Annotated in this window: 15 protein-coding genes and 1 pseudogene; 2 read left to right on the forward strand and 14 right to left on the reverse strand. The window is 39.2% G+C overall.

The features are described from left to right. Positions 1–16 precede the first annotated feature (16 nt). From LI241_RS10335 to LI241_RS10395, 12 genes and pseudogenes are all read right to left on the reverse strand, one after another. The gene (locus LI241_RS10335) at positions 17–238 is read right to left on the reverse strand and encodes a hypothetical protein (RefSeq protein ID WP_002323342.1); all 222 of its coding nucleotides are present in this window, start codon (positions 236–238) and stop codon (positions 17–19) included. Further along, positions 239–352 (reverse strand): annotated as a pseudogene (locus LI241_RS10340) (DUF3789 domain-containing protein); the annotation flags it as partial. 33 nt (positions 353–385) lie between these two features. After that, the gene (gene mobT, locus LI241_RS10350; protein WP_227161072.1) at positions 386–1582 is read right to left on the reverse strand and encodes a MobT family relaxase; all 1197 of its coding nucleotides are present in this window, start codon (positions 1580–1582) and stop codon (positions 386–388) included. 244 nt (positions 1583–1826) lie between these two features. Then, positions 1827–2243 carry a hypothetical protein gene (locus tag LI241_RS10355; protein ID WP_009290089.1) on the reverse strand — a complete coding sequence of 139 codons (417 nt, stop codon included), beginning with the start codon at positions 2241–2243 and terminating at the stop codon, positions 1827–1829. A gap of 3 nt (positions 2244–2246) precedes the next feature. Further along, positions 2247–3629 carry an FtsK/SpoIIIE domain-containing protein gene (locus LI241_RS10360; protein ID WP_009290090.1) on the reverse strand — a complete coding sequence of 461 codons (1383 nt, stop codon included), beginning with the start codon at positions 3627–3629 and terminating at the stop codon, positions 2247–2249. 91 nt (positions 3630–3720) lie between these two features. Continuing rightward, on the reverse strand, positions 3721–4206 hold the full coding sequence (locus LI241_RS10365) for a DUF6560 family protein (protein ID WP_004843350.1): 486 nt from the start codon (positions 4204–4206) through the stop codon (positions 3721–3723). Positions 4207–4292: 86 nt separating this feature from the next. Beyond that, a complete protein-coding gene (locus LI241_RS10370; RefSeq protein WP_009290092.1) occupies positions 4293–4676 on the reverse strand; it encodes a YdcP family protein in 384 nt (127 codons plus the stop codon). A 15-nt stretch (positions 4677–4691) separates the two neighbouring features. Beyond that, entirely contained in the window at positions 4692–5018 is a 327-nt protein-coding gene (locus tag LI241_RS10375; protein WP_005339720.1) for a YdcP family protein, read from the reverse strand. After that, entirely contained in the window at positions 4966–5244 is a 279-nt protein-coding gene (locus LI241_RS10380) for a hypothetical protein (RefSeq protein WP_227160441.1), read from the reverse strand. The genes LI241_RS10375 and LI241_RS10380 overlap by 53 nt, the downstream gene beginning before the upstream one ends. 12 nt (positions 5245–5256) lie before the next feature. Beyond that, entirely contained in the window at positions 5257–8301 is a 3045-nt protein-coding gene (locus LI241_RS10385) for an SrtB-anchored collagen-binding adhesin (protein WP_227160440.1), read from the reverse strand. 116 nt (positions 8302–8417) lie between these two features. Continuing rightward, positions 8418–8612 (reverse strand): hypothetical protein, encoded by a 195-nt coding sequence (locus LI241_RS10390; protein ID WP_227160439.1) that lies wholly within the window; start codon positions 8610–8612, stop codon positions 8418–8420. A gap of 130 nt (positions 8613–8742) precedes the next feature. After that, on the reverse strand, positions 8743–9216 hold the full coding sequence (locus LI241_RS10395; protein ID WP_227160438.1) for a hypothetical protein: 474 nt from the start codon (positions 9214–9216) through the stop codon (positions 8743–8745). A 500-nt stretch (positions 9217–9716) separates the two neighbouring features. Here LI241_RS10395 and LI241_RS10400 point away from each other — a divergent pair, with 500 nt between their 5' ends. Further along, positions 9717–10577 (forward strand): DUF4438 domain-containing protein, encoded by an 861-nt coding sequence (locus LI241_RS10400; protein ID WP_008689274.1) that lies wholly within the window; start codon positions 9717–9719, stop codon positions 10575–10577. Positions 10578–10649: 72 nt separating this feature from the next. On the opposite strand, the gene LI241_RS10405 is transcribed toward LI241_RS10400, so the two are convergent. Beyond that, positions 10650–13265, reverse strand: a complete 2616-nt coding sequence (locus LI241_RS10405) for a C1 family peptidase (RefSeq protein ID WP_008689275.1) — start codon at positions 13263–13265, stop codon at positions 10650–10652. Between the two features lie 156 nt (positions 13266–13421). Here LI241_RS10405 and LI241_RS10410 point away from each other — a divergent pair, with 156 nt between their 5' ends. Further along, the gene (locus LI241_RS10410) at positions 13422–13616 is read left to right on the forward strand and encodes a rubredoxin-like domain-containing protein (protein ID WP_008689276.1); all 195 of its coding nucleotides are present in this window, start codon (positions 13422–13424) and stop codon (positions 13614–13616) included. 92 nt (positions 13617–13708) lie between these two features. Here LI241_RS10410 and LI241_RS10415 read toward each other — a convergent pair whose 3' ends face one another. After that, complete coding sequence (locus LI241_RS10415) at positions 13709–14416, reverse strand: Bax inhibitor-1/YccA family protein (protein ID WP_008689277.1); 708 nt, start codon at positions 14414–14416, stop codon at positions 13709–13711. Positions 14417–14434: the final 18 nt, after the last annotated feature.

Genomic DNA, 14434 nt, shown 5'->3' on the forward strand with positions numbered 1-14434 from the left:
GCACCACAATAAAATTTTATGCTCCGATAATCTTATTGAACAGCTCTAACAGTACATCTTTCACACCGCCAGCGTTGAATACCAAGCCGACAGCAATCAAGGCAACTACCAAAAAGCCGATAAGTTTGGAAAACTCACGCTTGAACCCTAAGTAGATACCGATAACCACAATCGCCATAAGCACTAAGCTCTGTGCGTTTGATAAAAACCATTGATATAAATTTTGTCCGAAATTCATTTAATTGTCCTCGCTTTCTTCTAATTGTTTCATTTTATAGTCAGCTTCTTTGCCGACATTCAAAATACACATCAAGACTATGCCGATACCCATTCCCATAGATACCAGCAGGAAGTCTTTTAATAATACCCACATTTTTTATCACTCCTAACTTTCTACTAAATCTTTTGCAGGGGTCGTCTGCTGTTTGATTATCATTTCATGCTTTTCTGTGAGCTTTGCCTGCTGTTCGATTGTTTCCATGTAGTCTGTACCGTTTCCTTTATCAATCTTTTTCAGCATTTTCAAGGTTGGTGCTACCTGCCTTTGTACCCAACGCAATGTGCGGTCTAAGGTGTAAGGCTCTGGCTTTGTCGTCAGCTTCAAGCTCTGTCTGTTATCGCCAATAAACCAAGCCCAGCGGTCATTGAGTTTCCATTCATTTTTTCGCTTGTCGGGTTCTTCATCAACAAACCGTACATACTGGTTGATGATAGAAAAGGCGGTCTGCTCTGCGTCATAATAGGTCAGCAAATCTCGTACTGCATAATAGGCACGTTCATTTCTAAGCCGTATCTCAAAACGGTTGATAATGTCGGCTTCTTCAAGCGGTGTCCCTAACTTGACGTACTGCTCATAGTCCTTTTCATAGATACAAAAATACACATCTGATTTCAGCGAACCAAGATAAAGGGTGCGTCCCATATATTCTCTGTCGTCCTCTCTATGCTTGATAAGCTCGCCCGACTGGTAAAACTTATAACTTCTGGACTTTCCGATATATTCCCGTTTCCTGCATTTTTCCGCAAGCTCTGGAGTATCCAAAATGCCCGTATGGTCGTTGATAGCAAGGTCGATACGCTTCATCACGCCACCGTCTATAAGTGCGTCCATAAGAAAGTCATACCAGCTTCTTTGCTGTGCCAGCAGGTAACTTTCAAACTGCCTGCAACCACGCCCCTTTAACTCTAAAAGGACACCTTTTTCTTCGTCAGCCGACGTATAGATAAAGATGTCCCCTAAAGAATAATGCTCCGTATAACTGTAATGTCCGTAATCTTCATGGAGCATATAATGGATATTCAGTTTTAATATATCTTTGATGATGTGCTGTATATCCAGCGTGGGAAAACGAATTTTCACATAATCAAACAGCATGGTAAGCGGTGCTTCTGGATTGAACCTTGCCAGTTCCTTATGCAGAGTTTCCAGAAGTTCCTTTGACGGCTTCATTTTTCCGCTTTCTATCTTGTTGAGATATTCTCTTGTAATACCAGAAGCCACCGCCAGCCTGCTTTGTGAGATACCGTAAGCAATCCGTTTCTCCCGTAATTCTTTTATCCATTGTTCTTCATTCAGAACCATACCCCCAATCTGTAAAGTGTGAAGTTTTTTAAGGCGACTTCACAACTGAATTTTACTAGGAAATCATGCCAGAAGCCTTATGTTTCCTATGTTTTTTGTCTATTGTCTATTTGCAAACGTACCCCTCTGTTAGATACCGAGGGGTTCATCAGCAGAGCAGGGACAAGCCCTGCTCTGCAAAACGGCTTCCACGGTCGTATTTGCTCCGCCGACCGTTCCTGCCGTTGTGCAGGCAGAACTTATCCTACCTGTTCATACCAATGTAAACCATGATGAATGAAACATCAGCGGATAAACATAAATTTAATGTTTCTTCTGATATTTCACTTTTACGGATAGGGTCTGTTTCCAGAAAAGACTTATCAAGCAATTCAAAAACAAAATCAATCTGGCTGTTGCAAGCCGACTGTTTTCTATTTAAGCGTATCAAGAACAAATCGGGCATGAAGTTTTTTTCGTGAATTGCATTTTCAAGAATAGTATCAGCTTTTTTCTCAAACTGATGTTTTGGATTACATTTAAAATCGTGATAACGTTTCTGCACAAATCCCTCGCAATCGGCTAGAAAATCTCCATAATTGATACAGATACATTTTACGCTCTTAGCTTTCTCGTCTTTATCATCTGATTGTATTATTTTATTGATTTCTTTTATTTCCATGAGTTAGTTCTCCTTTCCTTGTTGTTCTGGCATGACTTGTCTTTCTTGTGCAAGCCTGCCGATTGTTTGTAAAAAGTCATGTCCTTTCGGGACTAAAGGCGTGTAAAACTCACTGATAACGCTTGTTCCCACATCACAATAGCCACGCCCCTTGATACGCTTCTGGAAAAACTGCTTTTTCACATCTGAACCGAACAGCATACCATAACCTAATTCGCTGATACGCCCCAATCCCACACGGAAATTGAAATTATCTCTGATACCGTCCGAGAAATACTTTGCGTCTGGACGCTGGCAGGCAACGATAAGGAAATATCCTGCTTGTCGTCCCAACATAACGATTTTCTTTAACTGGCTAAGTAAGCCCACGCTTTCTTTCGTCCCAAGCATTTCAAAAAATGCTACATATTCATCAAAGATAAGAAAGCAGGGTGGCAGTCCCAGATAGGCGTAGTTTTCGCCCGTCTTATAGTTTGGGTGTCGCTTCATTTCCTCACTTCGCTGTACCATGCCCTCATAAAAGGCATTGACGCAATCTATCATTTCTTCTTTGGTGTGATACACATTTCCCATAACAGTCCCTAAGTCTGCAAGGTCAGCGTTCTTCGGGTCTAAGATATAAAGGACAGCGTTGGTATGCAGTAAGGCTTCAATGAGCGTCAGAAGAAAATACGTTTTACCGCCACCAGTTCCACCAGCAATCAGAGCGTGAGGGAGTGCGTCATATTCCCAGACAAGATTGTTCATCAGTTTCAGACTGCCGTTTTCTGCCCGTACTTCATCAATGGTAATGCGGTTCGCTATCATATCATAAAGCAGGGTATATTCGATATAACCGTCATGTAAGGTCTTGTCGGTCAGCTCACAATATAAGCCACTTTCTAATTTATCCTCTAACCGTAAAAGCTGGTCTTGATATTTTCCTAATGTGATTTCACAGCGGATATGAAGCAATCCCTTTTCCATTTGATAATAAATCTTTGGAAACCAGACAATTTTTTCCCTTGATCTGCTTTGCAGGTCAGTAAAAAAACCGCTGTCTTGTACGGTATCGGCTTCATACCACTTATTTTCCAGTATCATTCTTGCCAGCTTTTGACGGTGCAGGAGCTTCTTGAAACTGTCGTAACAGAAGCGGTAATACAGAAAAGCGACCAATGCACAAACACCAGTCGCTATCAGTATGGTTATGAAGTTGTAAGGGGAGAGTATCAAGCCGTTTTCTAACAAGCTGAAATGCTCCCAATCGGTACGCATGAGCTGTTTGATATTCAGTAGCAAAAGAACCGCCACAAATACAAACAGAAGCGTCCCTATGGAAAAGTGGTAAACAAGGTGCTTGTCGCTGGCTCTGATACGGTGTCCTTTGTTCCAAATCTTACGCATAAATCGTTCACTCCTTTCTGGGTATGAAAAAAGCAGTCAATCCTAAGACTAACTGCTAAAATAATATAACTGTTTATTTGAGCGAAACGTATTAGAGTAAATTTTTCTCTTTTAACATTTCAAGAAATTCTTTATATCCAACACAGTCGCAAGAAACTGTACAAATTTTTTTGTTTCCTACAAATATTTTCAATCCTATTTGCTCTTTTTCTGTGCAACGGGAAATATCATTAAATGAAATTTCTCTTGTTCTTCCAACAGCAGGAGTAATACGCAAATTATTTCCGTCAATTACTACCTTATGTCTTTTTAATGCCCACGCACAAAATTCAATCAATAGAACAAAAATAGCAAAAACAACAGAGTGTCCCACCGTATTATCAAATCCCATGAACAATCCTAAAGCTATTGCAATTCCTACCATTATCAATGAACAAATATGACATACTGTTTGATAGGCGTGTGATACAAAAACAGTATTTGTGAATTTTTCTTTTTTAGTTGCTTTTTGTGTCTTATCTAATACGAGAGATATAATAGGGACAACGAATACAGCAAATATAATAGCTCTTATCATAAACAGCACTCCTTATAATTAAATTTTTCATACCCATATTATAACAGTTTTATATATCCGCTACAACGAAAATCTATCCAACAATCCTATTTCTTCGGCTGTCCCTGTGGTGTAGGGTTCTGTGGATTGCCTGCGTTCTGATTACCTTTATTCTTCAACACAATATCCTCTGCCTTTACATACCAGTCCACATCTGCACCCGTATAGGTCTTTCTTGATACAGTATCGGCTACGGGATTGACAAGTTCCACGACTGCATTGTACGGAAATTCCCTTAACGGTACTTCTGGCGGTACAGACACGGGGATAATTCCACCATGCAGACTGCACTTCAAATCATAGATACGTTTTTTAAGCTGGGTACTCGGTGTCCCGTCCTCATTCTGTAAGAACACATCACGCACCGCTGTAAATTTTAATTCTCCAAATGTTTTCTCTCTGTCAATAACAAACCCGTTTGATAATCTCATAAATTCTTCACTCCTTTACTTTTCTTCAACTGCTACAATATCATCAGCAACTAACACATAATCGGTATGTCCCATATCTCCGATTGCGTAACCTCTGCCGTATAACTTCGGATTGACAAGTTTTACTTTCTGCTCATACTTGAACTTCTTTTCGCCAGCCTGCACGGGAATTTCCACCACAACATTTTCGCCTTTCTGTACGTCAGAATAAAGGTTATAGCTTCGTCTGGCTAAGACCCTGCGGTTATTTTTATCTCTTTCAAAGACTGGCTCGCTTTCGCCTGCAAATTCAAGAGTTCCAAAAGACTGTGCCATATCTGGCACGACATATTTCATTTCCATATTGTTTTACCTCGTTTCTTTCTATATTTGATAAGTTTTTTGATTGTGATTTCTTATTCTGGCGGTTTTGGAAGTACCAGCAATCCCCCAGATAGTAAAGGGTAAAATCAATGCTTACGCACCCTTGACTATCCGTGTTCTTGCAGGTTGTAGGCAGACAAGCCAGAATAAGCGGAAGTCTGCCGTTTGACAGCTTCGGCGGAGAACGTGATTTTTCTTTCATCATACCGTTACCGCCTTATGATTTCTTCATTTTACGGCGTTTGTAAAGATATGTTCCAGCCAGTCCACCAGCAGACGCAAGCAACATCACGACAAATGCCATTACATTTGTACTGTCGCCCGTTTTGGGACTGTCGCTAGGTCTGCTAGGCTTTTCCGGTGTCGGTGGTGTTTCGGGTTTTTCTGGTTCTTCTGGCTTTTCCTTAAAGGTAATCGTCTGTCCCTTATCCTCAATGTCTTTATGCTCGGTAACTTTCTTCGGTTCGTCTGGATTGCTCAAATCGTACAATTCTTCAAAAGTTACAAGCTGTTTGCCGTCAAGAGAAGTAGCGTCAAAGGTAAAGGCAACTTCCGCTTTCATAGTTTCGCTGTCAGCGGTAAAGGTATAATCACTTTCCACACGCTTTCCATTGATAAGAAGTTCTGCATTTTCTTCTTTCAACATCTGCCAGCCCACAAGTTTGTACTGTGTACCGACTTCTAAGCCCTCTAAGGTTACGGTATCAATGATTGTTACCTCTTTTCCAGCTTCAAGCTCTTTGTTGCCGTCCTTATCCGTAGCAGTCGTATGAATTTTGATGATACGTTCTGTAATAAGTACCGTTTGCCCGTCGTCCTCAATGTCTTTATGCTCCGCAACTTTCACGGGTTCGTCTGGATTGCTGAAATCATACAATTCTTCAAAGGTAACAAGGTTCTTGCCACCTAAAGCAGACGCATTGAACGTATAGGAAATTTCCACTTTCATTTCTTCCTCATCAGCGAAAAAGGTATAATCGTTTTCTACACGTTTTCCGTCAATGATAAGCTCGGCATTTTCTTCTTTTAACATCTGCCAGCCTTTGAGCTGATACTTTGTGCCTTTTGTAAGTCCGTCCAATTTGACAGTATCAACGATTGTAACCTCTTTTCCTGCAAGGATTGTCTTTTCGCCGTCTTTGCTGGTCGCTGTGGTATGGATAGAAATTTCTTTTTCGTATTCATCAGTCAGCGTTCCTAAATCAATCACAAGGTTATTTCTTGATACCACAATTTCAAAAGGTGGGATAAGTTCAAAGCCTTTGTTACTATCACAACGCATTTCTTCAATGATGTAGGTATCATAAGGCAACGCACCCTTGCTGTCGTCTGGTTCAGAAGTTCCAAACCATACACCGTCCTCGCTGGTCTTGCCTGCGTTGGTATTGTGCTTATGTGACGCCCAGTCAGAAGAAGTGGAGAATTGCCCGTTATCATCAGTTACCACTACATGATTTTCGCCCGTCGTCTTGCTTGTGATCCTAAAGGGAACATCAGCAAGACGCTTGTGTGTGCCTGCTCCGATTTTTACGCCCTCAATATCTCCACGCTTAATCTGATTGTAGATAGAATGTGCTTCGTCGGTTAAGTCCACGATTTTTCCGTTTTCTGTGATTGCAAAATCAATCGGCTTTGCACCGTCAGTTAAGTAACCGTCGGGAGCTTCACTCTCAACGATACGGAATTTTCCATAAGGTAAGAGGTCAGAAGAAGTAGAAGCGACACCCTCAATATCTGTACGAATTGTCTTTACCACTTCATTTTTCTTGTATAACTTGCCCTCAACCAAAACAGAATTATCATTTAAGGAGATGATGTCAAAGGCTGTATCTTTCAAAGTGGCACTTCCTTGTGGCTTTGTATCGCTCGTTTCTAAATCTCGTTTCTGAATTTTGACACCGCCACGGATAACCTTGTCAGATACGGAAAACTGGTTACTTCCAGATAATACGGCAAGGTCGCCGTCCTCGGTAATCTGTGTAAGGTATAAGCCTTTTATCTGTTCGGACTTATCGCCAGCCTGCATATATGCACCCTTTAACAAGTAGCCGTTTGGAGCTTTTGTTTCTTCTACGGTTAGCGTTCCAAGTGGAAGAACCGCCTTGCCGTCCTGCATATAGAAGCTGTCGCCAGATACCTTGTATGCGTCCGCTAATTTTGTGATGTAGTGGGTTGTCCCATTGCTGTCTGTTTCAGCGATTGTCTTTGTAACCCATGTACGAGTAGCTTCGGCAGGGAGATTGTCTTTATTATAGAAGCCAGCATAATACTTCCATGTAAATTCTGCACCTGCTAGAGAAGCGTTCCCTTGCGGATTGTCTTTCTGTGTTTCCATATCAATCTTGAAAAGCTCAATCAAAGTGTCCGTTACTTTCGGCGTATCTGATACGTTCAAAGTCGCTGTTTTTCCAGCTTCAACCTTTAAGGAATATACAGTTTTATCTACTTTATATCCTGCTGGTGCGGATAATTCCTTGATATAAACTGTGCCAGCCTTTACCTCTACAATATCTGTATTTCCGTTTTCATCAGTCGTAAGGGTGGCAAGCTGTTTTGTGCAGTCTTTATCAGCAAAGACACCGTAAGTTGCACCAGCGATTGAGTAATTCCCGTTACCGTCTGTAATGCTGGTATTACTGGAAACCTTTTGCAGTTTCGCATTTCCGACATTCAGCTTCGCCCAGAATTGTCCCAATTCCTGCCCCTCGCCAGAGTAGATATAACCGCCACATTCATAGCGTCCTTTATTTTCTTTGACAAAGGCTTTCGCACCAGAGAAAACTTCGTCCTGTGTTGCCTTTGGAATTTCATCATAAGAAGCTCGCACGTTATCACATTGCCAGCCAAGATGTACGCTCAATCTCTGCCAGACTACACATTGTTCCAACAGATAGACTTGCTTGTAGTTTAGTTCCTTGTGAGCTTCGCCATACTGTTTGACATACTCTAAGGATAACGCCACATCTGAAATCTGGTCGGCACTCATACGTGAGCTTGCGTCAGCTCTGGTCTTGTATCCATTCTTAAAATCTGTATTGATGTCAATACAATAGGCAGTTTCGCCCTCGACTTTCATATAGCCCTCATTGAATGTCGAACCAATAGAACCGTCATTCATTACTTTTTCAATGATACCGACACGCTCCGCACTTTCCGTCCAGTATTGCTTGCTTTCTGCATGGACGGGTGTAGTCGGTAAAGCAGTAACGACAGTTGCAAGAGCTAAGAAGCCCGTACACAATCGTTTTAACATCTTTTTCATAAATCTAATGCTCCTTTCATTTTGGGTAATAAAATAGCCGTCCAATAAGAACGGCTGGAAATAGAAAAGGAACGTCATGTTAGGCGTTCCATAGTCTATGAAATATTCAATTTTGATTATAAAGTCTTGAATCCAAGTAAAATAAGTACAATAGCGATTATTGGTACTGGTATTGTACAAATGAGGAATAGATTAAATTTTTTCTTTGCTTCTTCCGTATTTTCTTGCTTTAACTTTTTACTTTTAGAAGAAACTATAAACGGAAACGAAAGGAAAAGAAAACTACCTATTAAAATCATTGCAATATTCATAAATTATTCTCCTCTTGTAATTTTTATTTCCTCCTAATTATATCAGTTACATTATCTTACGTCATTCTATTTCTGCTATCAGATTGAATATTTTTTGAGGTAGATAATAAATAATAGAAATAAACTTTTTTTAGAGAGAAATAATTTCTTCAGTAAAATCTTCAAATTCCTTTGTTGATATTTCAGTTTCTTCCCAAGAAGGTACACCCTTTTGCACACTATAATGTACTTTTGACATAGTATCTAAATAATATCCTTCGTAATCATAATCTTCAGTTGGAGATTGACGTATATACATAGCTAATTCTTGAGCCGCTAAATGAGAGATACTATCGTGTAATCCACCGATTGCTGGTCCACTTGAACCACAATACACCTCTAAAAGTAAACAATCTCCATTTTCGTCGATTGCCTTTATGATATAACTAAACTGATTTTCTAAATTATTAGTAATATATCTAGGCTGTCCGAATAAATATTTTAGTTGTCCTAATACCATAACGCAATTTTTTTCAAAATTTTCATCGAGTTCATAAATAGAGCAAATATTTGACGACGGCATATAATACTCTATTGTAGCATTAGCATTTTCAAATTTATACATATTTTTGCCTCCATACTCTTTTAATCTGTTGATATTCTTTCATTTTTCTATATAGCAATTATATCACTAGAAAAATAAGTAGTCATTCTTTTTTGATTATTCAACGAAAATTTGTTTTAATATTAAATCTAATGCTCCTTTCTTTTGAAGTAATAAAATAGTCGTCCAATAAGAACGGCTGAAAATAGAAAAGGAACGTCATGTTAGGCGTTCCATAGTCTATGAAATATTCAATTTTTTCTTGTTTCAATACTGATGTACTATACCATATCTTTGCATATCTAGGAAAACTTGCGTATCAAGGCTCATTCGTTAGTAGTAAATAAGTAGTAAATTGATGTGTTTGTTTCCTTGAAAATGCTGATAGATACTGCGTTTTAGCGGATAATCAGATTTTTATTGTGTTTTTGTTTATAAAACACGCTATACCAAATTGTAAAGATTTTACTTTCAAATTTTGTTTAAAAATGCTATAATGATGTACAGCGGAGGTATGAAGTATGAAAATGAATAAAGATCGTCTTGTCGTTATGAGCGTACAAGGCAGTGTTGACCATCCAAGCATGGCGGGAAATGCTTACCGTGTCGGCTATGATGGTTTTGGACGTATACCGATGGCGACCGGCGGCATCGTTTACAATTATAAAATCAAAGATTCCTGTATGGGTATTGCCGGCGATCATGTAGAACCAGGTGTAAGCTTAAAAAATCCGGTGGAAAGAGAAAATAATGCTTTGCAGGCATTTGCCTGTATCGGTAATCAAGCTCGTATCATCAGCGGAGATGCCAAAGGTAGAATCGGCTATGTTACAGGTAAGCATGGCGGTATCGATCATGTCATGGTCTATTTTGATGAAGAAACATTAGATTTAATGACCTGTGAGGATAAGGTGCATATCAAAGCATGCGGACAGGGGTTAAAGCTGTTAGATCATGAGGAAATTCATGTGATGAATATTGATCCTTCTTTATTGGAAAAGTTAAACATCAAAGAACATGAAGATAGCATAGAAATCGGTGTTACAACCATTGTTCCTGCGCATTTGATGGGAAGTGGCTTAGGCAGTGCGACAACCATGTTAGGGGATTATGACATCATGACACAGGATAAAAAAGCCAACGAAACCTATCACATCAATGACTTGCGTTTTGGCGATATCGTTGCTGTTTTAGATCATGATAATCATCACGGACCTCATTATCTGGAAGGTGCCATCACCATTGGTGTTGTTGTTCATTCCGATTCCTTTACCAGTGGACATGGCCCGGGCTTAACGGTGATTCTTTCCAGCAAGACAAAAACAATCAAACCATTTATTGATAAAGATGCCAATATCGCAAATTATCTTGGCATTGAATAAAAGAAAAAGAAATCCTGACAGGTATTCAGATAGACTCCTATACCTCATGGATTTCTTTTTTCTCGTATTTGATTATTTGATCTTGACTAGCTGTACTTTGCCCCAGCTGCCATAATGACGCACGTTTGCTATTGTTACATAACTGCGCACCTTAATCTGATATTGTTTACCACTGCTAAGTGTATGCAGTTGATAACAATTCCTGCTTGTTTGGTTATAGTTCCAATGATTACTGCCTTTTGCACAATAAGCAATCTGAACACCACTGGCTCCAACAGCCTTTTTATAAGATACATTGATAGCTTTGTGTTTGCTCGTGGTGAGATGCAGTTTAAGCGGCTGTTTGGGAACAATGGTAAAGGTTTTACACATACTGCCACCATAACCGCCTTTTCCAATAATCTTTAAGGTAGCTTTTCCACATTTTTTATTTGTTCCATATTGAATCGTATAATCCCTATTCTTCTTTAATACTGTTTTGCCATACGTTAATGTCACGTTTGGCTGAATTGCTTTTCCACTATAGCTTTGATTGCTTAGCTTGTTCATGCTCACTGTCGCAATATCACGTTTTTTAATTTTAAAAGTCTTTGTCATACTTCCTGTATAATTGCCTTTTCCCTTTACGATGACTTTAGCTATTCCAGAATTAACATTATGAGCATAAGAAAGGGTATAATCTCTTCCGTTTTTTAAAGTCACAGAGCCATAATTCAATAAAGGCAATGGTTTTTGGGCAGAGCCTGTATAAGTCCGTGTTGCTAATGGCTTATTACTTACGGATGTCAGATTGCGTTTATGAATAATAAAACTTTTTGTAAGACAGCCGCCATAATTCCCTTTCCCTTTGATAATCAACTGTGCCGTACCGGCATTGCTGTTATTCTTATACGATAAGGTAAAATCAATACCGTTTTTTAATGTCGTCGTTCCATATTTTAAAAGTGGTAATGGTTTTTGCGCACAGCCTGTATAAGTTTTAGACGGTATGGCATCCACATGGATGCTTTTTGCATAGATTGCCCGCCGTAAGATCTTATAAGTGACATCCTTACTGCCAGCATAAGCATTTAAACCCTCAATGTGAACAGAAGCCGTACCGGATTTCACATTATTGTGATAGGTCAATTTATAATCTTTACCATTTCGCAAGGTGGTTGTTCCATACGTTAGAGTAAGTGATGGAGAATGTGGTTTCCCATCGTAAATATAAGAGGTTGCAGATAATTTGACTTTTGCCTTTGCTATATCATCATGATGCTGCATCGTAAATGCTTTCACACGAAAACATGCGTTGATATTTGCCATATCATACCAGTCATGATGGACATAGAGAAAGCTTTGATCTGATTGAATCTGTTCTTTGAAATTGATCCATCCATAATTTTTGTTTTCAGCCACATACAAACCAGTCGTATCCCCGTAATGATTCTTACATGTCACAACAACGGCATAATAAGTATGTGGTTTTACACAGACATGATGCGTAAGCGGTATCGTGTAAATACCAGCATATTTGCGATAACCTTTCACCGGCATCGATAAAGCTTTGCTGCCACTGTAAGGATCTTGTTTGTCTTTCAGGTTGGTATATACTTCTACCTCATAATCTGTATCTGCTCCTGAAAAAGCAATGGAAACAGCCTCAACATATTCAGGTGAAGTACTCGTACCTTTCTGTGCCTTAAACACATTGGCAACTGTCACTTCACCGCCGGCGGTATATTCTGAAAGAGCTGCGGAACCATCATAGAAATAATTATTTTCATAGGTATCTTTCGCCATATACTGATAAGCTACTACAGCATTGACTGGCTGATCATATGACAGATAGAAATAGCCTGCATCATTGGCATGTGTACCCCAGCTGTTCTTAACGATCCATGCTCCATCATGTTGCGGTTTTATGGAAAACTTGTTTTTCGAAATTGTATCATCATAGCCAACAATAGTCACCGCATGATCAAAGCGTTTGCTGCCATCATAGAAATATTTGGCATATACCGACATCTTTTGAACGGCTATACCAGCCGATACACTGCCATAATCAAGAATGGCCTGTTTGATAGAGGTAATATCATCATCGGGCAAGAAAACAGCATCTTTCATGATATAGGAAGGTTGATAGGCATTTGCTTTTTTAATACCTGCTAACATCGTTGTCTCATTATGTGTATAAGGTGCATTATCTTCATCTGTGGGACTGATCCACTGTGATAAGGCAAAAGCACTTGTCCAGTTATTACCTCCATTATCTAAAAAACCTAGTTTACCGGTTGATGTCGGATCATTGGTATCCCCTGCGGTATTGCCCAATGGATCATTTAAGCGGTTATAAAAACGATACGCAAATTGCAGTTCTGATAAATCAACGGCATTTGGATTATTTACAATTCCACTTTTTAACAGATTTGTTTCAGCGGCTGCCATGGTTGTAAATGCCCAACAATCTCCGTATGGATTTTGATCCTTAATCGGTGTAACATGGTGTTGTTTTCGATTATCGTAGGATGTAGGCAGCGCAGAGCGATATAATTGTCTGCTGTTATTCGGCTTTTGTACTACATAATCAATCGCATGATAATTATTCCCCCCCTGTTTTGGACTATCGATTTGCTTTGCTGTTAAAAGCTGTATATTTCCCAGAAACAAACAAAGTAATAAAACAAAAGACCATAACTTCTTCATAACCTCACCTTCTTTTACTCATCATAACACAAGAATGATAAAATATGAAATTAAATGTGACATTTATGTGATTTTCGTTATTAAAAAGCAAGTTAAATGACACATTTAAGCAAATATGTTATACTTAAAGCCAAGGAAAGAAAAGGAGGTTGGCAGATGGCTGTAACAACATATATTTGTGGAATTTGTGGCTATGTATATGATGGTGACGACTTCTTAAAAGAAGCTGATGATTATCGTTGTCCATTATGTGATCATGGAAAAGATGCCTTCAACGAAAGAAGCTTTGACCATGAAGTAAATTTAGCAAGTGATGAATATCACCGCGTGAAAAAAGAAGAAACGAAATAATGTTGGATGTCCGCTTTGGTACATCCTTTTTTTCTTATCATGAAAAAAGATAAAAAAAAGGCATAGCCTGAAACAGCTATGTCTTAAAGTGCTTAATCTCTATTTCCTACAAAGCGTAAGATATATAAGAAGATGTTAATGAAGTCCAGATATAAATCAAAAGCTGAATAAATTGACAACTTGCTCAGCATACTTTCATCACCTTCATAGCTATGATACAACGCCTTCATTTTCTGTGTATCATATGCTGTTATACCGGTGAATAATAATAAGCCAATTGCTGTAAAGCCGCGTGTCGTAATATCCATACCCAACAATGTCATCACAACTTCTACGATAATCAACGTTAATAAACCACCCATCAAGATTGGCCCAAAGCGCAATAGGTTCATCTTTGTCGTATAGCCGATAATGACCAAACAGCCAAAATATACAGCCGTAATCCCAAAGGCAATACCGATAGAACCTAAGTCATAGACAAAAGCCAGTGTGGAAAAAGTGACTCCCATTAAGATGGAATATGCCACAAAAAGAATGCGTGCCGTCGCTGCTTTCATTTTCGCCAAACGTGCCGCGAAAGCAACGGCTACACCAAGCTGCGCAAATAACAACAACATAGGCGCTATTGGATAAGATACATATAAGCGCAAAGTCATGTTCGTTGTTACCATGCCAAATGCTACCAAAGCCGTAATCAATAAGCCAAGTCCCATCCACGCAAATGTTTTTATCGCATGTTGTTGTATGGTTGTGACATGATATTCGGTTTCAAAATTTAATTCATCATTGTTATGAAACATACATATACCTCCTGTTTA

The sequence above is a fragment of the Longicatena sp. 210702-DFI.1.196 genome (assembly GCF_020563125.1).
In the GTDB taxonomy this organism is placed as follows: Bacteria; Bacillota_I; Bacilli_A; order Erysipelotrichales; family Erysipelotrichaceae; genus Longicatena; species Longicatena caecimuris.

Bases quoted from the DNA above. Each gene is read 5' to 3' on its own strand.
- LI241_RS10335 (WP_002323342.1), bottom strand. From the start codon at position 238: ATGAATTTCGGACAAAATTTATATCAATGGTTTTTATCAAACGCACAG.
- mobT (WP_227161072.1), bottom strand. From the start codon at position 1,582: ATGGTTCTGAATGAAGAACAATGGATAAAAGAATTACGGGAGAAACGG.
- LI241_RS10355 (WP_009290089.1), bottom strand. From the start codon at position 2,243: ATGGAAATAAAAGAAATCAATAAAATAATACAATCAGATGATAAAGAC.
- LI241_RS10360 (WP_009290090.1), bottom strand. From the start codon at position 3,629: ATGCGTAAGATTTGGAACAAAGGACACCGTATCAGAGCCAGCGACAAG.
- LI241_RS10365 (WP_004843350.1), bottom strand. From the start codon at position 4,206: ATGATAAGAGCTATTATATTTGCTGTATTCGTTGTCCCTATTATATCT.
- LI241_RS10370 (WP_009290092.1), bottom strand. From the start codon at position 4,676: ATGAGATTATCAAACGGGTTTGTTATTGACAGAGAGAAAACATTTGGA.
- LI241_RS10375 (WP_005339720.1), bottom strand. From the start codon at position 5,018: ATGGAAATGAAATATGTCGTGCCAGATATGGCACAGTCTTTTGGAACT.
- LI241_RS10380 (WP_227160441.1), bottom strand. From the start codon at position 5,244: ATGATGAAAGAAAAATCACGTTCTCCGCCGAAGCTGTCAAACGGCAGA.
- LI241_RS10385 (WP_227160440.1), bottom strand. From the start codon at position 8,301: ATGAAAAAGATGTTAAAACGATTGTGTACGGGCTTCTTAGCTCTTGCA.
- LI241_RS10390 (WP_227160439.1), bottom strand. From the start codon at position 8,612: ATGAATATTGCAATGATTTTAATAGGTAGTTTTCTTTTCCTTTCGTTT.
- LI241_RS10395 (WP_227160438.1), bottom strand. From the start codon at position 9,216: ATGTATAAATTTGAAAATGCTAATGCTACAATAGAGTATTATATGCCG.
- LI241_RS10400 (WP_008689274.1), top strand. From the start codon at position 9,717: ATGAAAATGAATAAAGATCGTCTTGTCGTTATGAGCGTACAAGGCAGT.
- LI241_RS10405 (WP_008689275.1), bottom strand. From the start codon at position 13,265: ATGAAGAAGTTATGGTCTTTTGTTTTATTACTTTGTTTGTTTCTGGGA.
- LI241_RS10410 (WP_008689276.1), top strand. From the start codon at position 13,422: ATGGCTGTAACAACATATATTTGTGGAATTTGTGGCTATGTATATGAT.
- LI241_RS10415 (WP_008689277.1), bottom strand. From the start codon at position 14,416: ATGTTTCATAACAATGATGAATTAAATTTTGAAACCGAATATCATGTC.